This window comes from Streptomyces sp. NBRC 110611, from assembly GCF_001590865.1.
Classification (GTDB): domain Bacteria; phylum Actinomycetota; class Actinomycetes; order Streptomycetales; family Streptomycetaceae; genus Streptomyces.
Genome location: NZ_BBUY01000006.1, coordinates 141,697 through 166,135, shown reverse-complemented (window position 1 = coordinate 166,135; position 24,439 = coordinate 141,697). Strand labels below are relative to the sequence as shown.

The following is a 24,439-nucleotide window of genomic DNA, read 5'->3' as shown; positions in this document are numbered from 1 at the left end:
CCCCTCCCCGCCGTCCGCCGGCGACCGGCCCGCGAAACGGGCCACGCCCCCGGCCGACGGCGGCACCCGGCCGCAGCGCCGCCCCGCCGGCCCGTCGGGCGGCGATGCCACCCCGGCGGCCGGCGGCGACGTCAACAGCTACACCACGAACGGTGGCCGGGTGGTCCTCGCCATGGGCGGCTCCTCGGCCGAACTGGTCTCGGCGACCCCGGAGCCGGGCTGGCAGATGCAGGTGTGGAAGCAGGAGGCGTGGATCCGGGTGGACTTCCTCCGCGGCGCCGCCCGCACATCGGTGATCTGCGCATGGAACGGGCACCCGCCGACCGTGGTGACCGACAACCACGCGACGTAGCGGAGACCCGTCGGACAGGCCCTAGGGCCTGTCGTCGAAGGTCCTGGCGGGCGGGGCCGGGGAGGCCACTGCCGTGGCGTCGGTGACGGGTGCCGCGCCGCCGGTGAAGTCCAGGAGTGCGCGGCCGTGTTCGACCCGGCCGGACTCCGGGTCGGTGGCCGCGCGACGGGTCAGTTCGGCGACCGGGAGCGCGGCGTCAGAGGCGAGCAGTACGGCGTTGCCGAAGCGTTTGCCGCGCAGGACGGCCGGGGCGGCGGTCAGGCAGAGCTCGGGGAACACCGTACGGACGGTGGCGATCTGGCCGCGCAGGAAGCGAAGTGGCGGCCCGTCGGCGAGGTTGGCCGCGTAGGCGCCGCCGGGCCGGAGCGCCCGGCGGACCTCCGCCACGAACTCGGTGCTGGTCAGGTGCGCGGGCGTGCGCGCGCCGCGGAAGACGTCCGCGATGATCAGGTCGGCCCAGCCGTCCGGCACCTTCGCCAGGCCCGCGCGGGCGTCGCCGCCGCGCACCCGGATCCGCCAGCCGCTGTCCAACGGCAGCTGACGGCGTACGAGCTGGACCAGGGGAGCGTCGATCTCGACGACCTGCTGGGTGGACCGGGGGCGGGTCGCGGCGACGTAGCGGGCGAGAGTCAGTGCGCCGCCGCCCAGATGGACGACGCGCAGCGGTGCGCCGGGCGGGCCGGCGAGATCGGCGATGTGCCCCAGCCGCCGCTGGTAGGAGAAGTCCAGGTAGGACGGGTCGTCGAGGTCCACATGGGACTGCGGGGCGCCGTCCAGGAACAGCGTCCGGCCGCGCGGGCGGTCCCGGTCGGGCCGCAGCTCCGCGAGTCCGCCGTCGACCTGCTCCATGACGGGCTCCGCTCCGCCGCGCCCGCGCCTGCTTCTCCCCATGGCGTCCAGTATGACCGGTGCCCGGTGCGGCGAACGGAGCGTGGCGGACCGCCCACGACCGAGGTCAGGGCGGTCCGCCGCCTGCACACCACGACCCGTGCCGGTCCGCTGGTCGCCCGGACCGACCGTCGGGTCACTTCTGGATGCAGATGTTCCCGAATGCCGGGTTCAGCAGGGCGATCACGTTGATGGTGTTGCCACACAGGTTGATCGGAACGTTGACCGGGACCTGGATCACGTTGCCGCTGATGAACCCCTTGGTCTTCGACGCCTTGCCGATGGCCTTGGCTCCGTGGTGCTTCACCTTGTCCTGGCCCTGGTAGCCGAGGTAGCCGTGCTGGTGCATGGAGCGACCGTGGTGGCCGTTCTTGCCGTGGTGGCTGTCACCGGCAGCCGCGACCCCACCAGCGTTTGCGATGCCCGCGCCACCGACAACGAGGGCGCAGCTGGCCGCGGACATCGCGGCGGTCTTGACAAACCGCTTCATCCCATTCTCCTTTCAGTTCGTGAATGGGGCACCCGGTCACAACGAGCGAAATACATCAGGGATGCGGGCGTTCCCCCTTTACGGGAAATCGTTAGCCCTTTTGGCAGCAGGTCTCCTTACGGACACCGCCTGGTATTCCGCCGATCGGGACCCCCGGACCAGATCCGGGCGTGCCTGCCGCGGTTTCCAACATGATTTCTGTCAGAGTGCTCTCCTGTTTGACTGATAGAAGTCGGAGAGGACGACATGCGGAGGTCGATGGCCCGCACCGGGCGCGACGGCCCGCCCGGACCGGGCGGCGCCGCCCCCGTAACCGATTCCGGCGTATTCCCTGTGCGGCCCGCGCCGTGCGCCCGTGCCGATCGGCCGGCCTTCCGCGCCATCGCCCGCCACCCCGGAAATCCGCTCGACGCACTCTTCGACCCGTCCGATACCCACCGTTGAGCCACCCGCCCCGGAAATTCCCGGACACCTCGAAGAATCCGTCGAGAGAACGAAGCCGAGAGAACGAAGAGGCCGAAGAAACCGTAGCGAGCCCACTGGGAGTACGGAGAGTTCCGTCGGCTCGGAATCAGGGGAGCTGTGCGTGCTGACACCGGACGTGCCGGCCCGGGAGCGGCCCACGGTGCTCCATGCCGCCCCTCCCCCGACGTCCCTCCCCCGGCGTCCCTGCTCCAGCTCACGATCCCGATCCCGATCCCGCTCCCGATCCCGCTTCCCCTGGAGACATCCGGTGAAGGTTCTGCACATCATCACGGGCCTCGATGTGGGCGGCGCCGAGCAGCAGCTACGGCTCCTGCTGCGCCGGCTGCCCGCGCGGTGCGAGGTCGTCACCCTGACGAACCCCGGCCCGGTCGCCGCCGGTATCGAGGCCGACGGCACCCCCGTCACCCACCTCGGCATGACCGGCGACCGCGATCTGCGCGCGCTCCCCCGCCTCGCCGCGCTGATCCGCGCGGGCGGCTACGACCTGGTGCACACCCACCTCTACCGGGCTTGTGTCTACGGCCGGATCGCCGCCCGGATGGCCGGCGTACGGGCGGTGGTCGCCACCGAACACTCCCTGGGCGATGCGGTGCTCGAGGGCCGCCGGCTGACCCGTGGCGTCCGTGCGCTCTACCGGGCCACCGAGCGGCTGGGCACGACGACGGTCGCGGTGTCGGACACCGTCGCCGCCCGGCTGCGCCGCTGGGGCGTGCCCGAGCAGCGGATCCACGTGGTGCCCAACGGCATCGAGGCGCACCGGTTCGGCTTCGACCCGGCGGCCCGGGCCGTGATCCGCGCCCGGCTCGGGCTGCCGCCGGACGCCTTCGTGGTCGGCGGCGTCGGCCGGCTGGTGGCCGGGAAGCGGTTCGACGTCCTGGTCCGGGCGGTCACCCAGCTCCCTGGCGTGCACCTGCTGCTGGCGGGCGACGGACCGGAGCGGACGCGGCTGCTGCGGATGGCGGAGCAGTTCGGCTCGGCGGACCGCATTCATCTGCTGGGCGCCGTGCGTGATGTAGTCGGTGGTGCGGCAGCGCCCCCATGCGCCGTGCGTGATGTGGTCGGTGGTGCGGCAGCGCCGCCATGCGCCATGGGGGATGTGGGCGGGAGCGATGGCGGGGGGCGTGCCGGAACGGGCCCCGGCACCGGCACCGGTAGCGGCACCGGCACCGGCACCGGTATCGACGTTCCCGGGCTGCTCTCGGTCATCGACGTATGCGTCTCGCCGTCGCCGGACGAAGCGTTCGGGCTGGCCGTTCTCGAGGCGCTGGCGTCCGGGCTGCCGGTGCTCCACGGCAGCTGTCCGGCGGTCGACGAGCTGCCCGCCGACCAGGCGCCCGGCGCCCGCCGGTTCAGCCCTGGGGTACAGCAACTCGCCACCGCGCTGCGGGAGTTGCGGCGCGAAGGGCCGGGCCGGCTGCCGGTTCCGCCGGTGGTGCGGCGCTATGACATCGCCCGCAGCGCCGAGGCGCTGATGTGCGTATACGAGGAGGCGCTCGCCACCGCCCTGGCACGCCGCCGCCACACCACCGGGCCCGCGCCCGAACCCGCGCCCTCGTCCGCACCTGCACCTGCACCGCAGGCCCACCCCTCCGGGGTCGTCTCCCTGCCCGACCCGGCCCGGTCGCCCGCGCCGTCCCCGCTCTCGAACAGCTAGAGGCGTCTCCCCTGGGCGAAGCGGCCGTCACGACACCGAAGCGAGCACACGGCAGAAAGGACAGGGAACCTCCATGTACGACCTCGTGGTGGTGGGCGCCGGCCCCTACGGACTCTCGATCGCCGCGCATGCGGCGGGGGCCGGGCTGCGACTACGGGTCCTGGGCCGTCCGATGGCCGCGTGGCACACTCACATGCCCGACGGCATGCTCCTCACGTCCGAGCCCGGGGCCGTCGGCCTCTCCGCCCCGCACGGCCGGCACTCGCTGGCGGAGTACTGCGCCACCCATGGGGTGACCGTCGAGCACGGCGTCCCCCTCCCCCTCGGCACCTTCGCCGCGTATGCCGGATGGTTCGCCGAACGGGCGGTACCGCAGGCCGAGGACGTGACCGTCACCGCCGTCCGCCCGGCCCCCGACGGCTCGCAGGCCGAGCCCGACGGCACCGGGCCCCGCGGCTTCCAGGTCGAGACGGACACCGGCGAGCTGATCGCGACCCGGACCGTGGTCCTCGCCATGGGCGCGCTGCCGTTCACCCACCGCCCCTGGCCGCTGCTCGAACTGCCCCCGGAGCTCGCCTCGCACAGCAGCGACCACCGCGATCTGCGGCGGTTCGCCGGCCGGCACGTCGCGGTGCTCGGCGCCGGCCAGTCCGCACTGGAGACCGCGACCCTGCTGGCCGAACAGGGCGCCCGGCCCTGCCTGGTGGCGCGCACCGGCCGCCTGCGCTGGAACACCCCGCCACGGCCCCGCCGGGTGTGGTCACCGGCCCCCTGGGCGGTGCGGCGGCTCCCCGCGGCGGCCCGGCGGCGGATCACCCGGGCCGCACTGGGCCCGGCCGGCGCCTGGTGGCTGCGGGAGCGCTTCGACTCCGCGGCGGTGCCGACGCTGCTGGGCCGCCATGTCCGGGCCGCCACCCCTCATGACGACACGGTGCGGCTGCACCTCACCCGCGGACAGGGCCACACCGAGACCCTCGATGCCCACCATGTGGTGGCGGCCACCGGCTTCAGCCCCGATCTGCGGCGCCTGCGGCTGCTCCACCCCCGGGTGCGCGGCGTGCTGCACACGGTGGGCGGCAGCCGCGCCCCCGAGCTGAGCCCGTACTTCGAATCGTCCTGGCCCGGGCTGTTCTTCGCGGGGCTGCTGGCCGTGCCGTCGTTCGGCCCGTCGATGTGCTGCGTCGACGGCACCGCCTTCACCGCGACCCGGCTGCTGCACGGCGTCCGACGCCGACTCGGCGGAACGGCTCCTCAAACACCTTGAGCACCTCAGGAACCTGAGGGACCTCACCGGCTCAGGGACCTCACCGGCTCCCGGAACCGGCGCTCACTGGCAGCGGTCGACCGCCTCGATCGTGCGCGCCGCCTCGCCGAGCGCCGCGCGCAGCACGATCGGGTCGGTGGCGCTGGCGCCCGCGCCCTCCGGGGGGACCAGCCATCCGGTGCCGGTCACCGGGGGCTCCACGGCGGCACCGTCCTCGCACAGGGCTCCCAGCGAGATGCCCCGCCCGTAGGTCTGGGTGCACGCGCTGCCGGGTACGTCCCAGCCGTCGGCCGTGCCCGGGGGGACCAGGAAGCCCAGGGTGTCGCAGGCGCCGTCGTGCAGTACGGGGCCCACGCCGTCCCGCAGCCGCAGGATGTCGACGGCCTCCAGCCCCTGCCGGGCGGGGACCGTGACGAGGTCGCAGGGCCGGTCCGGTCCGGCGGTCGCCGCGCCCGTCACGATCTGCTGCCGCCGATCGCCGGCCTGGCCCGCGGAACCGCTGCCGCCCCTGCTCACGCCGGTCTCCCACACGGAGAACCCCTCCTCTGCACACGACACACCCTTTACACCGAGTTCAACGTCCAGGCATGTCAACAGCTACGGCGGCGTAACGCTGCAAAGGATGGCAGTTCATGGCAGATCACGCGTGAGATATCCGGTTTGTAGCCAAACTGGGCGTATCGCAGCCATCACAGCCGGTACGGTCGTGCCGCCGCTCCGCCAGGAGGCGGCAGCGCCACAAGGTCGTCCCCGCACCCGCGGGGGTAGTTCGGGCCGAGAAAGGCAGCCATGACGTCGCCAGCAGCAAGTTCAGCGTCGTCCCGCACCGTACCCGCCCGCCCGAACACCGCTTTCCGACAGCTGCGCGGCCGGCTGTCACCAGGCGAGTTCGCGGCGGCGGTCCGACGGGCCGCCCGTGAGATCGGTGAGCAGGTCTCGTGCGACGCCCGCTATGTGGGCCGCGTCGAGTCCGGGGAGATCCGGTGTCCGAACTACGCCTACGAGCGGGTGTTCCGGCACATGTTCCCCGGGCTGACGCTGCCCGACATGGGCTTCGCGCCGCGCGAGGCGGTACGCGGACGGGGGGCGCGTACGGCGGCGGTCGGCGCCGCGCGCCTGGCAGACCGACCCGACAACCGCGATACCCGTATCCAGATCCACGAGGAGAGCGACGTGCTGCGTCGCGCGTTCATCACCGGCGGCCCGGCCGCAGCCCTGGGCATCGTCGCGCTGCACCCCATCGAGGCCGCTGCCGCCGCGGCCGGCGTCCACGTCCCGGGGCCGCGTACGCCGGCCGCCGGCCGGATCGGCGAGGCCGAGGCCACCGCCGTCGAGGAGGCCGTCCGGCACATCCGGCTGCTGGACGACCGGCACGGCGCGGAGGGCATCTACCAGCGCGCCGCCCAGCCGCTGCGCGCCGCCTACGAACTGCTCGACGCCGACGTGCGGCGCCGCTCGGTGTCCGACCGGCTGCACGCCGGGGCGGGTGAACTGTCCATCACCGTCGGATGGCTGGCACATGACTCGGGCCGCTTCGACGACGCCCGCTCGCACTACGCCGAGGCGCTGGCCACCGCCCGGGTCTGCGGCGACGCCGCCCTGGAGGCGCACGCCTTCTGCAATACCGCCTTCCTGGCCCGCGACGCCGGCCGGCCGCGCGAGGCGGTGCGCGCCGCGCAGGCCGCGCAGCAGGCCGCCAAGCAGCTCTCCTCGCCACGGCTGCGGTCCCTGCTGGCGCTGCGCGAGGCGGGCGGCTGGGCGGGGCTGGGGGACCGCTCCGGCTGTGAGCGGGCGCTGGCCCGGGCGGAGCAGCAGTTCGCCCGTGGGCCGCGGGACGGCGATCCGGAGTGGATGACGTTCTTCGGTGAGGCCGAGCTGGCGGGCCTGGAGGCGCAGTGCTGGGCGGCGCTCGGCGCCGCGGAGCGGGCGGCGGAGCACGCGCACCGCGCGGTGGCCCTGCAGGATCCCCACTTCACCCGCAATATCGCCCTGTTCACCGCCGAACTGGCCGGTGACCTCGCGGCCAGCGGCGCCCCTGAGGAGGCAGCGGCGGCCGGCCTGCGCGTCCTGGCCCTCCTGGAACACGTCCGCTCGGCCCGTATCCGCGCCATGCTCGGCACCACCGCCCGCGCGCTCCGCGCCCACCGCGCCAGCCCCCCGGTCGCCGACTTCCTGGAGCACCACACGGCGACGGCGCTGACCGGCCCCGCCTCTACGGCCCCCGGCCATCCCGTCTGACCCTCGGCTCCGGCCACCCGCCGGAGGAGGCCGGAGGGCCTGCGCCACGGGGCGGGCGGGACTTCCGGCACCGGCCCTAGGGCACTTCTGACGGATCTCCGTGGGAGAAGGAGCGGCGTCTGGTGCGTGCTCTCGGCGTGCCGTGCGGAAGTCCTCGTAGCGGCGCTACGTGGGCTTTCGCGCGGTGCGGCGAAGGGGGCACCTCCCTGCTCGAGCGCAGCCGAGAGCTTGGGGGCGCGTGCCGGGCGTCGTGACGCCGCGGAGATCCGTCAGAAGTGCCCTACGCCCCGGTCAGGCGAGGTGTCCGGTGTCGTTCCAGCGCTCGATCGCCGGCTCCCCGTAGGCCCAGCCGAGCACCGACAGGGACGTCGGCTCGAGCCGGATGCGGGCCGCGAAGGAGATGTCCAGGCCCAGCCAGCGGGCACCCAGGGCGCGCAGGATGTGGCCGTGTGCGAAGACCAGCGCATCGCGGTCGGCCGAACGCGCCCAGTCGACGACCTCGTCGGCCCGGGCGGAGACCTCGGCGAGCGTCTCGCCCTCGGGAACGCCGTCCCGCCAGATGAGCCAGCCCGGCCGCCCGGCCTTGATCTCGGGCGGGGTCAGGCCCTCGTACGCGCCGTAGTCGAACTCCATCAGGGCGTCCCACTCCTGGGCCCGGTCACCGAAGCCGGCCAGCTCGCAGGTCTCCTTGGCGCGCACCAGGGGGCTGGTACGGACCTCGACGCCCGGCAGGCCGTCCCACGGGCTGCGGTGCAGCCGCTCGCCGAGGAGCTTGGCGCCGCGCCGGCCCTCGTCCAGGAGGGGAATGTCCGTACGGCCGGTGTGCCTGCCGGAGAGGGACCACTCCGTCTGCCCGTGCCTGGCCAGGAATATGCGCGCTGCCATAGTCGTACTCGTACCTCTCGCCGATCGCTCGGCTCGTCGTTCTCGTCGTCGGTCGTTCTCGTCGTTGCTCTTCGCTTCACTGCTCGGCGCGGGCGGCATCGACCGCGGCCTTCCATTCTCCCGCATGGGGCGATTTGTCCCCGCGCGGCCCCACCCGTGAGCGGCCGGGACCGCCGTTGTCGGTGCCGGATGTCACACTGCGGGGCGTGGAGATTTCGCGCGACAGTCGATCCGGTTCGGCTGCCCCTCCGGCGGGGCGGGCCGCGCCGGAAACGGGCCTGCGGCCGACGGCGGCGCCGGGCGTGAGCCGGGGAAAGCTCGCCGAGTTGCGCGGGCCCGGCGTGCCTCCCCGTTCGCTGGACGCCCGGGCGCTCGCCGCGCTGGCCGCCAACCCCGGGTGCCGGCGCCGGGCGTTGCTGGACGGGGCGGGGATCGACAAGGGGGCGCTGGCCAGGGCGCTGGGGTCGCCCGCGCCGTACGGGCAGTCGCAGTTCGCGATAGTCCGGGGGAACGCGTTCGAGGCCAGGGTGAAGGCCGATGGCGGCACCGAGCTGCTCCGGCTGCTGTACGAGCGGCTGGCCGCGCCCGGCACCCCGCCGCCGGAGCCGGGCGCGGTCGCCGCTCCGGAGCTGTCCGCGGCCGGGCCCGAGGGCCGGGCGGCGCGTACGGCGCTGGCGCTGCGCGAGGCGACCGCGGCCGGCGGCTGGACGCTGCTCGATCATCCGTTGCTGGCCGTCGGGGTGGCCGGTGCGCCCGCCTATGTGGAGCCGGACGCGCTGGTGGTGCATCCGGACGGCACCTGGACGGTCGTGGAGATCAAGTCCTTCCCGATGATCGACGGTTCGGCGGATGCCGCCAAGGTCGGCGCGGCCGCGCGCCAGGCGGCGGTGTACGCACTGGCTCTGGAGCCGGTGGCGGAGCATGTCGGGGCGCGCACCGGACGCGCGGTGCGGGTGGACGACCGGGTGCTGCTGGTGTGCCCGAAGGACTTCTCCAACCTCCCGGCCGCCGCGGCCGTCGACGTCCGCAAGCAGCTCGCCACGACCCGGCGGCAGCTGGGCCGGCTCACCCGGGTCGAGGAGATCGCCGCCGCCCTGCCGGAGGGCACGACGTTCGATCTGCGGCTCACGGACGACGGCAGGGCCGCGACCCGCCCGCCGGAGGAGCTGGCCGAGGCCGTCGAGGCGGTCGACGCGGCCTATGTGCCCGAGTGTCTGGCCGCCTGCGAGCTGGCCTTCCACTGCCGTGAACGGGCGCGTGCGGAGGGCGCGGTGGCGGTGCTGGGGCGCGGCGTATGGGGCGAGCTGGGCGGACTGCGCACGGTCGGGGAGGTACTGGCGGCGGCCGGCGCTCCGCAGGCGTCCGGCACCCCGGAGGCGCCCGGCAGCCCGCAGGCATCCGCCGGGCAGGACGGCCCGGACGATCCCGCGGTGCTCGCGCTGCGCCGGGCCGCCGCGCTGCGCGCGGAGGCACTGGGGGCGGAGGCACTGGGGGCGGAGGCACTGGGGGCGGAGGCGCTGCGGTCCGTGCCGGAGGTCTCGGCGGGCGTCGCCGCCGTACCGTCGCCGCGCGGAGCGGAGGAGCCGGAATGTCGCTGATCGAGACGCTGGCCCGGATGGAGGCGGTGGCGGCCGGCCGCGCCCGGACGCGGTGCACGGTCCGCCACCGCCATCTCTCCGAACGGCCGCTGGTCCTCGTCCCGTTGACGACCGCCGGCGAGGCCGGTGCCCCGCTGGGCGCGCTGGTCGGCACGGACCGCGAGAAGCCCGCGCTGCTCGCGGTCCCGCAGCCGCGCGACCGCGATCTGCGCTCCGCGTTCCTCGCCGAACTGGCCGAGGCGATGCTGCCGTACGTGGACGGCTTCGCGGACGCCGTGGAGCGGGAAGAGCGCAAGGAGACCGACCCGGAGACCGGCAAGAAGGTCCCGGTGCAGGTCGAACTGTGCGCGGACGCACCGCAGTTGATCGTGCCGAGCGCCGCCGGTGTCGAGTACGTACGGCTGCTGGGGCGCTCGATGCGGTTCCGGCGCACGGCCGAGCAGGAGCCGGCGGCGCCGCACCCCGCGCCACCCCAGGTCCCGCTGCTGGGCCACTGGCTGACGCACTTCGGCGAGCGCGCGCGGGTCCCCGGGTCCGGTCTCCTGCTGTCCGTGACGGACCTGCTCACCCGCCATTGGGCAACCGGCCAGAGCGCGCTGGAGGACCAGCATCTGGGCGCCCTGCTCGCCTGGATCGACCCGCCGCCGGGCCGAAGCGGCCAAGAGGCCGCCGCGCGAGCGGAGTCGGCACGGGACGAGGCCGGGCAGCTGCGGTGCCCGCCGGCCGGTCCGGCCACCGACCCGGCGTTCGACAACCGGCTGCTGGCCCCCGCGATGGCCCGTTACGACGCGGGGGTCCCGGGCGCCGAGGACGCACTCCGCGCGCTGCTCGAAAGCCAGTTGCGGCCGACCTGGGAAGCGGTGTGGCGGGGCATCGACCTGCTGCGGGCGCTCCCCGCGGGCGCACGGGTCGCCGACCGCTGGAAGCGCGACCGCTGGTCGTACACGGCCCACCGCGACCGGGTACGCGCCGGGGAGCCGCCGCAGCCCAGACGGGACGACGCGGTCACGGCGGCCCGGAAGCTGTCCGCGCGGGAGACCGCGCAGGCCCAGCTGGACGCCCAGGAAGCCCTGGACGACCCGCTGGTGATGGCCGGGCGCCGACTCGCCGGTGAGGCGTTCCAGGGCACGGTCGTCGAGGTCGAGATGGCGCTCTCCGACGGCCGACGCCCGATGCCGCGTCCCCTGGTCACGCTCCGCACGGCCGACCTCCCCCAGCTGTCCGCGGGCACCAAGCTCTACCGCACGCTGGCGGACGGCAGGACCCAGCCCGCCGAGTTCGCGCTCCATGCGGACGACGGGCCGGGGATGCCGGTGGTACGGCTGACCGGCGGCATGGGGCGCGGCAGGACCCCGGAGGCCGGCTCGGTGCCGGAGCCCGGTGACGTGGTGTGCTGGACGCTGTTCGAGCACGCCCCGCGCGGCGGCCCCGAGCTGCCGGACCCGGAGGACACGCCCTGGACGCACGGCGGCCCACCGCCCGACACCGACACCGCGCACGGCAGCGGCAGCGGCAGCGGCAGCGGCAGCGAAGCCGACGACACAGGTGACACCGGTGGCGTCCCGCGCGCCGCCCCCGACCCGGTGACCGAGGAGGACTTCCTCTGAGCAGGCACAGCAAGCTCTTCGACCCCGCCGCCGCGGCGGCCGAGGCCACCGACGCGATCCTGCGCGACACGCTGCACGGCACCCGGCGCGGGGTGGTCGTCGACTCCCCGCCCGGTGCCGGAAAGTCCACCCTGGTGGTCCGCGCGGCCCGCGAACTGGCCGCTGCCGGCCGCCGGTTGATGATCGTGGCGCAGACCAACGCCCAGGTCGACGACCTCGTCCTGCGGCTCGCCGCGAAGGACCCCGAGCTGCCGGTCGGCCGGCTGCACAGCAGCGAGCCCGGCGCCTTCGACCCGGCGCTGGCCGAGCTGCCGGCGGTGCGCACCTCGGCCAAGGCGGCCGATCTGGCCGGGATGGAGATCGTCGTCTCGACGGCCGCCAAGTGGGCCTACACGAAGACCGACGAGCCCTGGCAGCACGCCATCGTGGACGAGGCCTACCAGATGCGTTCCGATGCGCTGCTGAGCGTGGCCGGGCTCTTCGAGCGGGCGCTGTTCGTCGGCGACCCGGGGCAGCTGGACCCGTTCAGCACCGTCGGCACCGAGCAGTGGGCGGGCCTGGCGTACGACCCGTCGGCCAGCGCCGTCTCCACCCTCCTGGCCCACAACCCCGACCTGCCGCAGCACCGCCTGCCGGTGTCCTGGCGGCTGCCCGCCTCCGCCGCCCCGCTCGTCTCCGACGCGTTCTATCCGTACACCCGCTTCCGCAGCGGCACCGGCCCCGGTGACCGCCGGCTGGCGTTCGGCGTGCCGGGCGACGGCTCGGGCGTGGACCGCGTCCTGGACGAGGCCGCCGAGTCCGGCTGGGGGCTGCTCGAACTCCCCGCCCGGCACACCCCGCGGACGGATCCGGAGGCGGTGCGGGCGGTGGCCCTGGTGGTGCGCCGGCTGCTGGACCGCGGCGGCGCGGCGACCAGCGAAGCCGCGCCCGGTCCGGTACCTCTCACGGCGGCCCGGATCGCGGTCGGCACGGCCCACCGCGACCAGGCGGCGGCCGTCCGCGCCGCCCTGGCCGGGCTGGGCGTGGCGGATGTCACGGTCGACACCGCCAACCGCCTCCAGGGCCGCGAGTTCGACGTCACGGTCGTCCTCCATCCGCTCTCCGGCCGCCCCGACGCCACCGGCTTCCATCTGGAGACCGGCCGGCTGTGCGTCCTGGCCTCGCGCCACCGCCACGCCTGCATCGTCGTCTGCCGCGCCGGCGTCGCCGCCCTCCTCGACGAACACCCCTCGACCGAGCCGGTCAGCCTGGGCGTCACGGTCAAGTTCCCGGACGGCTGGGAGGCGCACCACGCGGTGCTGGCGCATCTGACGGAACACCGCGTCGGCTGGCGCCCGTGAGGCCGCGGACGGGCCGGGTTTCCGGCCCCCTTGCGCCCGGCGGGAGAATGGAATGCGGCACACGATCTGGAGGTAGGTACATGTCCGAGCCGCAGCCGGCTCCCGACCCACGTGGGGTGGCGCCGGGACCACGGCGCCTGAGGCCCGCGCAACTGCTCTTCGAGCCGCCCGAGGCCGTCGCCGACCCCGAGCACTTCTTCGACCTGGAGTCGATAGAGGACCCGCGCGAGCTGCTCAGCCGCGCCACGGAGCTCACCCTGGCCTTCCGTGCGGCGGCCGACCGCGCGATGGAGTTCCAGGCGCTGGCCGCCGCCCAGCTGTCCGACCCCAGCCGATTCGACCGGCTGCCGCTGGCCGCTCTCGCCGAGCAGGCGGAGTGGACCGAGGACTACGCACAGAAGATGATCGAGTTCGGGCGCAGCCTGATGCGGGGCGGCAGCACGCTGCTCGGGGACATGGACTGACCTCACACCGACGCCACACCCGCCGTCACGGCTCATGGTCCATGATCATGAGCCGTTGGCATATGCGAGGGGGCAAGATACCGGTCCGCGCACCGCCCTGTCCCGGCTTCGGCCAATCAGCGAAGCCTGAACGCGTCGTATCGGTAGACCTGTCCCATGACCGAGCGGCTGCCCGAGACCCCCCGTATCCCCCGCACCCCGGCCCTGCCCGCCACTCCCCTGCCGGGGCACGTCACCCGCGCGGGTGCCGACTGGCTCGCCTCCGCCAGCCCCCACCCGCACGAGATGCACGCGTTCTGGTCCCGGGAGCCGGCCGCGCCCAGCGTGCTGCCGTGCGGCGCGGCGTTCGACGTGATCAACGCCCCGGCGCTGTTCGGGCGGCGCATGGTCGACCGGCTGTGGTCCGACGGCCCCGGATCGGGTCCGGTGGCGGCACACCGCGGGCGGATCCTGCTGTTCGCCGCCCCGGGCACGGCCCAGCGGCTGCCCGCGCTGCTGGTTTGGGAGGAGTGGGCCGACGCCGTCCCCGCACTGCTGTGCCACGGCAGCGGCGACGCGGTGACGGTCCCGCCGCTCCACCCCGGGCCCCACCCCGCCGCCGCGCCGGCCGGCGGCCCGGCCGCCTCCACCGCCCCCGCCGCCTCCCGCTGGCTGGTCGCGCCGGGCGTCCGTGAGCCGTGGCTGCCCGGGCCGGACGTGCTGCTGTGGGCGTGCGTGCGGGCGGCCCGTGCGGCGGCCGCGGTGGAGGGGGAAGCCGCAGCTCAGCACCGCTTTCCGGCGCTGGCACAGGGCTGAGACAAACCGATTTTTGTCCTGCCCGACCAGGATGCTAATGTTTTCCCCGTCAGCAGGCGCCGCTAGCTCAGTTGGTTAGAGCAGCTGACTCTTAATCAGCGGGTCCGGGGTTCGAGTCCCTGGCGGCGCACAGACGGTCGAAGGCCCTCACCTCGGTGGGGGCCTTCGTCACATCCGGATGCGCAAGCCGGATCAGCCGCGCGGATGCGCAGGCCGGAGCGTGAGCCGGATCAGCCGCGTCCGATCTTGACCGCCCAGTCCCCGTCGCTCGACCGGCCCGTGACCTGGACCCGTACGTGGACGCCGTCCTCGCGGACGTCCATGCTCTCCCCCACGCCCAGCGGCGCGTCGGCGAGCGGCGGGTAGACGGAGGTGCCCCAGCAGGCCCCGGTGGCGGGGTGGCCGTCGAGGACGTGCACGGGGCCCGACCCCGAGGGGGTCTCGCTGTGGACGCGGTAGACGAGGACGCCGTCGCTGCACAGGGCCCGGTCGTTGCCGCCGGCCGCCCGGGCCTCGATGGCCAGGGCGCTGTCCGGGCCGGTACGGACCACCAGGAGCCGTGGCCGGCGCTGGCTGCGCGGCTCCCTGGGGGCGGAGAGCTGCCGTAGCGAGTGCATGGTGGAGGCGGTGACGTCGGCACAGTCGACCTGGTTGTCGGCGATCCAGCCGAGCTTCCACTTGTGCCAGGCGAACGGGTCGGGGGCGAGTCCGAACTGGCTGCCCATGAGGTCCCAGTCCCCCACGTAGGTGTCCCAGTCGCCTCTGCCGTTCTGCGGCCGGTGGTAGAGGTCCGGCAGATCGAAGACGTGCCCGGTCTCGTGGGCGAGGACGTTGCGATCCGGCGGGCTCTGCTCGAAGACGGTCACGAACCGGCGGAGCTCGCGGTCGTCGGCGTACATCGGCTGACTGAGGTTGACGACTTTGGTGGCGTCCGAATCGACGCCGGGCGCGTCCGGATCGGCGACGAAATAGACCATGTCGTACCGGCTGAAGTCCACGACCGGATCCGCGGCGTCGACCGCATCGCGCAGATAGGCGGCGCGTCGCCCGGCGTCCCAGTCGCGCTGTATTCCGTACGCGACGGACGTGCGCGGCATCTTCACCCAGGAGCGGTGCACGTGTGGGCGGAGCCGGAACTTGCCGTACGAGGCACGTTCGAAGAAGGCGGAGGTGGCGGGGAAGTAGTCGCGGGCCAGGACCTGCGGGACGGTGACCGGCCGGGAGTCCGGGAAGGCGAGATAGATCATGACGGCGTCGAGCGGCCGGTCCGGTCGTGTGTAGGAGCCGTTCCAGCCGTCCACGCCCTCGGAGTGGTGTGCGTCGGTGCGGCCCAGGGCGCAGGAGAGGGCGGCGTCGGAGGCGGTGGCCGGGCCGGTGACGATGGAAGTCGCGATGAGCGCGCTCAGGGACGTGGCCAGGGCCGCGGCGCGCCGCAGACTGCGACGGTCGACCCCGTCGGCGGTCCGGGCGCGCGTCAGCACACATACCTCCAGGGACGGATTCGGAGACCTCATCTACCCTGTGGCGATTTAATGCTATTCGTCCTGTTTCGGACGCCCAGAAGAGTGACCGGCGCGTCCCCGTTCCCCCGTAACAGAAAGTCACAAACGACCAAGGGGGCAATCTGCGCGAACAGAGCCGGACAGAAATGGCTGAAGTTCCGTCACGGGTGCCGGTGATCACGGCTGCGTCGCTGGATAGGGCGTTGCACCAGCCTCTATGATCGCCACACTTTCCAGCGTGAGAAGCACCCTCCATCACGAGACCAGCGCCATGCGGGAGCGAGCAGTGAGCGGACACCCCGACGGCCCAGGCCGCACCCCCGGAGCGACACTGCCGTCGGTGACGGAGCGTAACGAAACGACCAAAGAATCCGCCGTCGCCCGGTCCCTCGCGCCCCCCGGCCCGCCCGATCCCGGCGACGACAGCGTGGCCTCGCTCGGCGACTATCGCGCCGCCTTCTATGCCGGGCGGCTGGCGATGGCCGTCCTCAACCGCGACGGTCTGGTGCTCGCCGCCAACCCCGCCTTCGGCGAGCTGGTGGGCACCGACCCGGCCGAGCTGGTCGCCGCCACCGCCGCGGACCTCACCGACCTCGGCGCCGAGCCCCGGGTGTGGTCCGCGTACCGCGAGGTGCTCTGCGGCCGCAGCGACCGGATGCGCTGCACCCGCCGCCTCAAACACCCCGAAGGCCACTCCGTCTGGGTCGAGGTGACCGTCGAGCCGCTCACCCCGGACCCGCTCAGCGGCGAGGACCGGCTGCTGCTGTCGGTCGCGGACGTCAGCGACCGGCAGGATCTGCTCGCCCGGCTCCGGCATCTGCAGATGCACGACCCGGTGACCCGGCTGCCCAACCGGGCGCTGTTCTTCGAACGGCTCTCCGCCGCCCTGGAACGCGCCGCCTTCGCCCCGGCCGGGACCGGCCGGATCGGGCTCTGCTACCTGGACCTGGACGGCTTCAAGGCCGTCAACGACACTCTGGGGCACCGCGTCGGGGACCGGCTGCTGAGCGCGGTGGCGCAGCGGCTGACGCACTGCGCGGAGGCCGCCGACGACCGCGGGGCGGGCTGCGACGGGCATCTGGTGGCGCGGCTCGGCGGTGACGAGTTCGCTGTGCTGGTGGAGGACTCCACCGGCACCGACCAGCTGGCCGAACTCGCCCAGTGCGTCCTCGACGCGCTGCAGCGCCCGTTCGACCTGGCCGGGCAGCGGCTGTCGGTGTCGGCGAGCATCGGCGTGGTGGAGCGGGCCGCCGGCGGCACCACCGCGACCGGGCTGATGCAGGCCGCCGACACCACGCTGTACTGGGCCAAGGAGGACGGCAAGGCCCGCTGGACGCTCTTCGACCCGGAGCGCAACGCCCACCGGATGACCCGTCAGGCGCTGTCCAGCACCCTCCGGCCGGCCGTCGACCGCGGCGAATTCACCCTGGAGTACCAACCGCTGGTCGGACTGGGCGACGGCCGGGCGCAGGGCGTGGAGGCGCTGGTGCGCTGGCGTCATCCGCAGTTCGGGACACTGTCGCCGAATCGGTTCATCGCACTGGCGGAGGAGAACGGCGCGATCGTCGAACTGGGCCGCTGGATCCTGGAGCGGGCCTGCTATCAGGCCCGCGCCTGGCAGCTGGCGCACCCCGGCGACCGGCCGCTGTTCGTCAGCGTCAATGTGGCCGTACGTCAGGTGTGGGACTCCGACCTGGTCGCGGACGTGGCCAAGATCCTGGAGGAGACCGGGCTGCCGCCGCGGCTGCTCCAGCTGGAGCTGACCGAGTCCGCGGTGATGGGCTCGGCCGGCCGTCCCCTGCAGGCCCTGCAGGCGCTGAGCGATATGGGCGTCCGGATCGCCATCGACGACTTCGGCACCGGCTACTCCAACCTCGCCTACCTCAGCCGGCTCCCGGTGTCCGTGCTGAAGCTGGACGGCTCCTTCGTCCGCGGCTTCCGCTCCCAGGAGCACCCCAACCCGGCGGACGAGATGATCGTCGAGGCGCTGGTGACGCTGGCGCACCGGCTGGGCCTGACGGTCACCGCCGAGTGCGTGGAGAGCGCCGAACAGGCGGAGCGCCTGCGGCGGATCGGCTGCGACACCGGGCAGGGGTGGCTCTACAGCCGGCCGGTGGCCCCCGAGCGGGTCGCTTCGCTGTTCCTCGCCACGTAAGGGCGTTCCTTCCCGCCCTTCCCCCGCCGGGGCTGCCGTACCTGCCGCGCCTACCTCACCTGCCGTACCTGCCTCACCTGCCGCTACATCCCGTACGCATCGGCGATGAGGTCGTACGAGCGCAGCCTGGCCCCGCCGCCGTGCGCGTTGGCGGTGATCATCAACTCGTCGGCGCCGGTGCGCTTGGCGAGGTCGTCGAGGCCCTGGCGGACCGCGTCCGGGGTGCCGTGGACGACGTTGCCGAGCCAGCTGTTGACGAAGCCGCGCTCCGCCTCGCCGAAGCGGTGGGCCTCGGCCTCCTCCGGGGTCGGGATCAGGCCGGGGCGGCCGGTGCGGAGCCGGAGCATGGACAGGGCGCCGGTCATCACCTGGCGGCGGGCCTCCCGCTCGTCCTCGGCGGCCAGCGCCGCCACTCCGATCAGGGCGTACGGCTCGGAGAGCGCCGCGGAGGGGCGGAAGGACGCGCGGTAGAGGTCGAGTGCGGGGAGGGTGTTGGCCGCGGAGAAGTGGTGCGCGAAGGCGAACGGCAGGCCGAGGGAGCCGGCCAGCCGGGCGCTGAAGCCGGACGAGCCCAGGAGCCAGAGCGGCGGGCGGTGCGCGGACTGCACGCCGCCGGGTGCGGTGGCCTGGACCGGGCCGGGGACCGCGTGGATCGCGGCGTACGGGTGGCCGTCGGGGAACGAGTCGTCCAGAAAACGCGTCAACTCGGCGAGCTGCTCGGGGAATTCTTCCGCGCCCTCGCGCAGGCGGTCCGTCCGGCGCAAGGCTGCCGCGGTGGCGCCGTCGGTGCCCGGGGCGCGGCCCAGGCCGAGGTCGATCCGGCCGGGGGCCATCGCCTCCAGGGTGCCGAACTGCTCGGCGATGACCAGCGGGGCGTGGTTGGGCAGCATCACGCCGCCGGAGCCGAGCCGGATCCGGTCCGTGTGCGCGGCGAGGTGGGCGAGCAGCACGGCGGGGGAGGACGAGGCGACGCCGGGCATGGAGTGGTGCTCGGCTACCCAGTAGCGGTGGAAGCCGCGGCGTTCGGCCGTACGGACGAGGTCGACGGCGGTACGGACGGCGCCGGACGCGGTGCCGCCGGCGCCGACCGTCACCAGGTCGAGGACGGACAGCGGGACCGGGGCGCTGCCGCGGGCGGTGCCCCGTACGCCGTCACTGTCACCGTCACCGGCTCCCTCGCCGCCGCCGTCGCCGCCACCGTGGACCGCGACGCCGCCGGCACGGCTGCCGTACGTCTCGTGCTCCTCGCGCTTGCCGCGGTTGTCGCGGCTATCGGGGTTGTCGGGGTTGTCGCGCCACTCGTCCTGCTCGCCGCTCACGGTGCGGGTCCTCCTCGCCTGGCACTGGGTGTACGAGGAGGAGAACCGGAGAGCATCTCCAGTTATTCCCGGTACACCCGTCCAGAGTTATTCCCGGTACACCCGTCCCGTCATTCCCGGGGCGCCCGGCGGAGCCCGCAGCTCATCCGCCCTGCCCGTCTTCCGCCGGACGTGCGAAGAGCCTCCCCAGCGCCGGGCAGGAGAGCGTCCGGTCCAGCAGGCGCAGCCCCTCCCAGACCGTCACCTGATTGGCGGTGAGGACCGGCTTGCCCAGCTCCGCTTCGAGGGCGGGGAGGTGCGCGGCGGTGTGCAGGGCGGTGTCCGGCAGCAGCACGGCCTCCGCGTCGGGGTGGTCACCGGCGCGGGCGAGCGCCAGCACCTCCGCGCGCCCCCAGGTGCCGACCTCGGCGGCGGTGATGATGCCGCTGCCCCGGGTGGCGACCACCTCCGTACCGGCGGACTTCAGGAACGCGCGGAAGTGCTCGGCCACGTCCTCCGGGTACGTCGCGGCGATCGCGACCCGTTGGACACCGAGCGCCCGCACCGCGTGCGCGAAGGCGAAGGACGTGCTGGAGGCGGGCCGGCCGGCGGCCACGGACAGCTCTCTGACCTGCTCGTGGGCGCCCTCCCAGCCGAAGACGAAGCTGGCGCTCGTACAGGCCCAGACGACGGCCTCGGCGCCGCGTCCGGCGAGCTCGGCGACGCCGGCCGCCAGCCGGGCCGCGGAGCCCATCTCCAGCAGCGCGTCGACCCGGTGGGCGTCCTCGCCGATGTCGGTGTGGACGAGGGGCAGGCGGACCGAGCCGCCCAGGATCGCCTCCAGCCGGGGGTAGTCGTCCTCGGCGGAGTGGCCGGGGTAGAGGAAGCCGACCGATGCCATGCGGGGTCTCCTTGCGGGTATGTCAGACGGGAGGCAGCGGACCGGGGTCCTCGGGTGGGAAGGGGCCGGTTTCGCCGCCGTCCACCGGCTCCCCTTCGGGCAGCAGGGGCGGCCCAGCGAAGGCCGCCTCCGGGGTCGCCCGCGGGCCCTCTCCCGCCGGTCCGCCCGGCTCGGCCGCCCCGGTCCCGTTCATCGCGGCCGGTCCGCGCCGCGCCACCGGATCGACCAGCGCCTGGTACGGGCCCACCGCCTGGGCGTCGATGGCGCGCAGCGCGGCCCACATCGTGACCTGATTGGCGGACAGCACCGGCATCCTCAGCTCGGCTTCGAGCTGCGGGATGACGTCGTACGTCGGCAGGTTCGTGCAGCTGATGAAGAGGGCGTCGGCGGCGCCGACGACGGCCGCGCGGGCCATGTCGACCACGTCGCGGTAGGGCACCTTCCAGATGTGCCGGGTCAGTCCGAGATAGGCGCGGCCGGTGACCGTGATGCCCGCCTCGGCGAGGTAGTCCTCCAGGGAGTCGGTGACCGACTTCGTATAGGGCGTGACCAGGGCGATGCGCCGCGCGCCGATCTCGCGCAGCGCCTCGGTCAGCGCGCCCGACGTGGTGAGGGAGGGAACCTCCCCCGCCTGGGTCATGGCGGCGCACATGGCCCGCTCGCCCGCCACTCCGCCGACGAAGCTGCCGGAGGTACAGGCGTAGCAGATGACCTGCGGTGATACCGCGCACAGCGCCTGGACGGCGGCGTCCAGGGTTTCGTGCTCGCTGACCAGACGGGCCAGGTCGAGGCTCACCTCGACGGGCACGAACGGGGTTCGGGTGAGGTGAAGCGACACATCATCGGGCACCCAGCGCCACAGCTCCCGGTCGAGCGCGAAGTCAAAAGGGGCGACAACGCCCACACCGAGCTGAGGCTGGGGGCCACCCAGGAACGAGACGTCCATTGAAGGCCCCATTGACGGTTATGAAGGGCTGATGGCCAGGCCAGTGGCCGGGGAAGGCCAAGGAAGGCCGGGGAGGAAAAGAGGTGCAGCCGGACGAGCCGGGACGTCGGGACAGATGCCGTTGTTGACACGGTAGATACGACTTCCTAGCGTGGTCAATCCTCGCATCTCCGGCATCTGTCGGTGCCCTTTTCCAGTGAACTGGACTCACGTTTCAGAACGGTTTCTGACCTATGTCCGAAAGCACGGAAAGCACAGTCCTCGTACTGGGCTCCGACCCGCCGCCGAGGCTGGACCGGCTGGCCGGCCGGGCCCGGGTGATCTTCACCGACGAGGCCTCGCTGGCCGATCGACTCCCCACCGCCGACGTGCTGTTGGCCTGGGACTTCACCTCGGACGCGATCCGCGAGAACTGGCCGGAGCAGGGGCCCAGACCGGGGTGGGTGCACACCGCGAGCGCCGGTGTGGACCGGGTGCTGTGCCCGGCGCTGATCGCCGACGACACCGTCGTGACCAACGCCCGGGGCGTCTTCGAGCAGCCGATCGCCGAGTACGTCGCCGGACTGGTGATCGCCATGGCCAAAGATTTCTATGGAAGTTGGGAGCTGCAACGGCAGCGGCGCTGGCAGCACCGCGAGACGCTGCGGCTGGCCGGCAGCCGCGCGGTCGTGGTGGGCTCCGGACCGATCGGCCGGGCCATCGGGGCCACTCTGCTGGCACTGGGTGTCACGGTCGATCTGGTCGGCCGCCGGGAGCGGAAGGACGACCCGCGGTTCGGCCTCGTCCACGCGGGCGACGCGCTGAACGGCCTGCTGCCGCACGCGGATTGGGTGATCTGCGCCGCGCCCCTGACGGAGGCCACCCGCGGGCTGTTCGACCGGGCGGCGTTCGCCCGGATGCCGCCGCGGGCGCGGTTCGTCAATATCGGGCGCGGCGCGCTGGTCGTCGAGGAGGACCTGATCGCGGCGCTGCGCGAGTGGCGGATCGCGGCGGCGGCGCTGGACGTCTTCGAGCGCGAGCCGCTGTCCGCGGACAGCCCGCTGTGGGACGTACCGCACCTCATCGTCTCACCGCATATGAGCGGCGACACCCTGGGCTGGCGGGACGCGCTGGCCGAGCAGTTCCAGGACAACTTCGACCGGTGGGCGGCCGGCGAGCCACTCGTCAACATCGTCGACAAGCGGCTTGGGTACGTACCGGTGGACTGATCACGCGGGCTGCCCGGACCCGCTGAAACCGGTGTCGGAAGCCCCGCTCCCCCGCCGCCTCGCCCGCCGGGGCGGCCGACGCTCGGAGGACGCATGACCACCGGCCCCGCCGAACCGACCAGCCCCACCGGACCGGCCCACTCCGCCGCACCGGACCGCCCTACAGGGCAGGACCAGCCGGATCAGCCGAGTCACCCGAACCAGCCGAATCAGCCGGATCAGCCGGATCAGCCGAGTCACCCGAACCAGCTGGCCGAGCTCACCGCCACCCGGCTCACCGCCGGGTACGCCGCCGGCGAGTTCTCCCCCGTCGAGGTCACCCGGGCGGTCCTGGAGCGCGCCGAGGCCGCGCAGGCCGCCACGAACTGCTTCACCCGGATCGACGCGGACGAGGCGCTGACCGCCGCCGAGGAGTCGGCGGAACGCTGGCGGGCCGGGGCGCCGGCCGGTCCGCTCGACGGGGTGCCGGTCACCGTCAAGGACCTGCTGCTCACCCGGGGGACGCCGACGCTGCGCGGTTCGCGGACGGTGCGGGCCGAGGGCCGCTGGGAGGAGGACGCGCCGTCGGTCGCCCGGCTGCGGGAGTCCGGTGCGGTGTTCCTCGGCAAGACGACCACCCCGGAGTTCGGCTGGAAGGGCGTCACCGACAGCCCGCGGCACGGGGTGACGGGCAATCCGTACGCCCCGGGGCGCACCGCGGGCGGTTCCAGCGGCGGCAGCGCGGCGGGGGTGGCGCTGGGTGCCGGACCGCTGAGCCTGGGCACGGACGGCGGGGGTTCGGTCCGTATCCCGGCGTCCTTCTGCGGCGTCTTCGGGCTCAAGGCGACCTACGGGCGGGTGCCGCTGTATCCGGCGAGCCCGTTCGGGACGCTGGCGCACGTCGGGCCGATGACCCGGGACGCGGCGGACGCGGCGCTGATGCTGGATGTGATCACCGGCGCCGACTGGCGGGACTGGTCGCAGCTGGCGCCGGCCGCCGGCTCGTTCCGGGAGGCGCTGGCCGGGCCGGTGTCGGGGCTGCGGGTGGCGTACAGCCCGTCGCTGGGCTGGGATGTGCCGGTCGCCCCGGCGGTGGCGGCGGCGGTGCGCGGGGCGGTCGAGGCGCTCGCCGGGCTCGGGGCGTCCGTCGAGGAGATCGATCCGGGGATCGAGGATCCGGTGGAAGCGTTCCACACGCTGTGGTTCAGCGGCGCGGCCCGGCTCGTACAGAGTCTGCGGCTGGACGACGCACAGCGCGCGCTGCTGGACCCGGGGCTGCGCGAGATCTGTGAACAGGGCGCCCGCTACAGCGCGCTGGACTATCTCACCGCGGTCGACGCCCGGATGGCACTGGGCCGGGCGATGGGCCGTTTCCACAGCGCGTACGACCTGTTGGTGACCCCGACCGAGCCGATCACCGCGTTCACGGCGGGCGTGGAAGTGCCGCCCGGGTCCGGCCACACCCGCTGGACGGGCTGGACGCCGTTCACCTACCCGTTCAACCTCACCCAGCAGCCGGCCGCCACCGTGCCCTGCGGGGTGGACGGCGAGGGACTGCCGATCGGCGTCCAGCTGATCGGCGCACGGCACGCGGACGCACTGGTCCTGCGCGCCGCGCACGCCCTCTACGAGTCCGGGGCGGCGCGCATCCCCGCACCACCCGCCCCATAGACGGGAATACTCCCCCCGCCTCAGACGGGAATACTCCCCCGCCTCCCCCACGTTGTGGCCCCGCAGGGGGGCCACGCGCCCCTTAGGGGATCTGTTCGACCAGCCCTCCGGGAAATCCCCCTCAGGCCCGCCGAAAACTCAGGGTCTCCCCCAGGGCGCCGGCCCGCCACAGGTCCTGGCAGGCGTCGGCCATCCGGTCGAGTCCGTCGACGACGGTGCCCCAGACGATGCCGGGCACCCAGCCCGCGTCGCCGTTGATCAGCAGGTTGTTGCGCTCGTAGAAGAGCGCGAGGTCGACGACGGTGGGACGGCCCCGGTGCGCGGCCGCCCGTTCGTAGCCGTAGGAGGCGGTGCCCAGTTGGGTGTCGCTGAAGGTGAAGTAGCACAGATCGCCGGGGATCGGGGTGATCGTCGGATTCTCCAGCGGCGGCTCCTCGGGGGCGAAGGGCTCGAGGAGGGCGTAGATCTCGTTGCGGGCGTATTTGGCGTGGTAGACGTCGCCGCCGAGCGGGAGGGCGTTCCAGACGGCGTCGCAGGTGATCGGTGCGCGGTCGTCGAGCAGTTTCGCCGTGCAGCTGACGCCGCGCTTGTCGAGCGAGACTTCGATGAAGCGGTCGGCCATGCTCAGATCGTAGGGGGCAATTCCGGCGTTCGGAACAGGAGCGAACACGGGGAGGAACCGGGATGGACCGGAAAAGAACCGGGATGGAACCGGGAT

Annotated in this window: 20 protein-coding genes, 1 tRNA gene and 1 pseudogene; 13 read left to right on the top strand and 9 right to left on the bottom strand. The window is 73.7% G+C overall.

Annotation, left to right across the window (positions count from 1 at the left end):
- Positions 1–352, top strand: a pseudogene (locus tag AZE13_RS36910) (hypothetical protein); the annotation flags it as partial.
- 21 nt (positions 353–373) lie between these two features.
- On the opposite strand, the gene AZE13_RS16375 reads toward AZE13_RS36910, so the two are convergent.
- Positions 374–1,243: a spermidine synthase gene (locus AZE13_RS16375; RefSeq protein ID WP_066931702.1), complete on the bottom strand. Its 870-nt coding sequence runs from the start codon at positions 1,241–1,243 to the stop codon at positions 374–376.
- Positions 1,244–1,376: 133 nt separating this feature from the next.
- On the bottom strand, positions 1,377–1,730 hold the full coding sequence (locus tag AZE13_RS39040) for a chaplin (RefSeq protein ID WP_066931700.1): 354 nt from the start codon (positions 1,728–1,730) through the stop codon (positions 1,377–1,379).
- Between the two features lie 733 nt (positions 1,731–2,463).
- Here AZE13_RS39040 and AZE13_RS16360 point away from each other — a divergent pair.
- Together AZE13_RS16360 and AZE13_RS16355 are read left to right on the top strand one after the other, a co-directional pair.
- On the top strand, positions 2,464–3,870 hold the full coding sequence (locus AZE13_RS16360; RefSeq protein WP_066931696.1) for a glycosyltransferase: 1,407 nt from the start codon (positions 2,464–2,466) through the stop codon (positions 3,868–3,870).
- Positions 3,871–3,943: 73 nt separating this feature from the next.
- Positions 3,944–5,134, top strand: coding sequence for an NAD(P)-binding domain-containing protein (locus AZE13_RS16355; RefSeq protein WP_066931694.1), 1,191 nt, complete (start codon positions 3,944–3,946; stop codon positions 5,132–5,134).
- 63 nt (positions 5,135–5,197) lie between these two features.
- Here AZE13_RS16355 and AZE13_RS16350 read toward each other — a convergent pair whose 3' ends face one another.
- On the bottom strand, positions 5,198–5,665 hold the full coding sequence (locus AZE13_RS16350; RefSeq protein WP_079124066.1) for a hypothetical protein: 468 nt from the start codon (positions 5,663–5,665) through the stop codon (positions 5,198–5,200).
- 258 nt (positions 5,666–5,923) lie between these two features.
- On the opposite strand from AZE13_RS16350, the gene AZE13_RS16345 reads away from it, so the two are divergent.
- Positions 5,924–7,372, top strand: coding sequence for a transcriptional regulator (locus AZE13_RS16345; protein WP_066931692.1), 1,449 nt, complete (start codon positions 5,924–5,926; stop codon positions 7,370–7,372).
- 291 nt (positions 7,373–7,663) lie between these two features.
- Here AZE13_RS16345 and AZE13_RS16340 read toward each other — a convergent pair whose 3' ends face one another.
- Positions 7,664–8,257 carry a histidine phosphatase family protein gene (locus AZE13_RS16340; protein ID WP_066931690.1) on the bottom strand — a complete coding sequence of 198 codons (594 nt, stop codon included), beginning with the start codon at positions 8,255–8,257 and terminating at the stop codon, positions 7,664–7,666.
- Between the two features lie 302 nt (positions 8,258–8,559).
- Between AZE13_RS16340 and AZE13_RS16335 the strand changes: the two genes are divergently transcribed.
- The 6 genes from AZE13_RS16335 (at position 8,560) to AZE13_RS16310 (ending at position 14,191) form a co-directional block, all read left to right on the top strand.
- On the top strand, positions 8,560–9,855 hold the full coding sequence (locus AZE13_RS16335) for a hypothetical protein (RefSeq protein WP_066931688.1): 1,296 nt from the start codon (positions 8,560–8,562) through the stop codon (positions 9,853–9,855).
- Positions 9,846–11,462, top strand: coding sequence for a hypothetical protein (locus tag AZE13_RS16330; RefSeq protein WP_066931685.1), 1,617 nt, complete (start codon positions 9,846–9,848; stop codon positions 11,460–11,462). The genes AZE13_RS16335 and AZE13_RS16330 overlap by 10 nt, the downstream gene beginning before the upstream one ends.
- Entirely contained in the window at positions 11,459–12,802 is a 1,344-nt protein-coding gene (locus AZE13_RS16325; protein WP_066931683.1) for an AAA domain-containing protein, read from the top strand. Before AZE13_RS16330 ends, AZE13_RS16325 begins: the two co-directional genes overlap by 4 nt.
- Positions 12,803–12,882: 80 nt before the next feature.
- Positions 12,883–13,266 carry a hypothetical protein gene (locus tag AZE13_RS16320; RefSeq protein ID WP_066931682.1) on the top strand — a complete coding sequence of 128 codons (384 nt, stop codon included), beginning with the start codon at positions 12,883–12,885 and terminating at the stop codon, positions 13,264–13,266.
- A gap of 156 nt (positions 13,267–13,422) precedes the next feature.
- Complete coding sequence (locus AZE13_RS16315) at positions 13,423–14,061, top strand: bifunctional DNA primase/polymerase (RefSeq protein WP_066931680.1); 639 nt, start codon at positions 13,423–13,425, stop codon at positions 14,059–14,061.
- Between the two features lie 56 nt (positions 14,062–14,117).
- Positions 14,118–14,191: transfer RNA gene (locus tag AZE13_RS16310), tRNA-Lys, on the top strand.
- Positions 14,192–14,291: 100 nt separating this feature from the next.
- On the opposite strand, the gene AZE13_RS16305 is transcribed toward AZE13_RS16310, so the two are convergent.
- Positions 14,292–15,539, bottom strand: a complete 1,248-nt coding sequence (locus tag AZE13_RS16305) for a M6 family metalloprotease domain-containing protein (protein WP_066931981.1) — start codon at positions 15,537–15,539, stop codon at positions 14,292–14,294.
- Between the two features lie 364 nt (positions 15,540–15,903).
- Between AZE13_RS16305 and AZE13_RS16300 the strand changes: the two genes are divergently transcribed.
- A complete protein-coding gene (locus tag AZE13_RS16300; protein ID WP_066931678.1) occupies positions 15,904–17,718 on the top strand; it encodes a putative bifunctional diguanylate cyclase/phosphodiesterase in 1,815 nt (604 codons plus the stop codon).
- An 83-nt stretch (positions 17,719–17,801) separates the two neighbouring features.
- Here the strand turns inward: AZE13_RS16300 and AZE13_RS16295 are convergent, their stop codons facing one another.
- From AZE13_RS16295 to AZE13_RS16285, 3 genes are all read right to left on the bottom strand, one after another.
- Positions 17,802–18,830, bottom strand: coding sequence for an LLM class flavin-dependent oxidoreductase (locus AZE13_RS16295; RefSeq protein ID WP_066931979.1), 1,029 nt, complete (start codon positions 18,828–18,830; stop codon positions 17,802–17,804).
- A gap of 349 nt (positions 18,831–19,179) precedes the next feature.
- Positions 19,180–19,917 carry an aspartate/glutamate racemase family protein gene (locus tag AZE13_RS16290; RefSeq protein ID WP_066931676.1) on the bottom strand — a complete coding sequence of 246 codons (738 nt, stop codon included), beginning with the start codon at positions 19,915–19,917 and terminating at the stop codon, positions 19,180–19,182.
- Between the two features lie 22 nt (positions 19,918–19,939).
- Positions 19,940–20,863: a decarboxylase gene (locus AZE13_RS16285; protein WP_066931674.1), complete on the bottom strand. Its 924-nt coding sequence runs from the start codon at positions 20,861–20,863 to the stop codon at positions 19,940–19,942.
- 233 nt (positions 20,864–21,096) lie between these two features.
- On the opposite strand from AZE13_RS16285, the gene AZE13_RS16280 reads away from it, so the two are divergent.
- Both AZE13_RS16280 and AZE13_RS16275 read left to right on the top strand, forming a co-directional pair.
- Positions 21,097–22,071, top strand: a complete 975-nt coding sequence (locus AZE13_RS16280) for a D-2-hydroxyacid dehydrogenase (RefSeq protein ID WP_066931672.1) — start codon at positions 21,097–21,099, stop codon at positions 22,069–22,071.
- A 93-nt stretch (positions 22,072–22,164) separates the two neighbouring features.
- Positions 22,165–23,721, top strand: coding sequence for an amidase (locus tag AZE13_RS16275; protein WP_079124064.1), 1,557 nt, complete (start codon positions 22,165–22,167; stop codon positions 23,719–23,721).
- Positions 23,722–23,842: 121 nt separating this feature from the next.
- Here the strand turns inward: AZE13_RS16275 and AZE13_RS16270 are convergent, their stop codons facing one another.
- On the bottom strand, positions 23,843–24,343 hold the full coding sequence (locus tag AZE13_RS16270) for a DUF3830 family protein (RefSeq protein ID WP_066931670.1): 501 nt from the start codon (positions 24,341–24,343) through the stop codon (positions 23,843–23,845).
- Positions 24,344–24,439 lie beyond the last annotated feature (96 nt).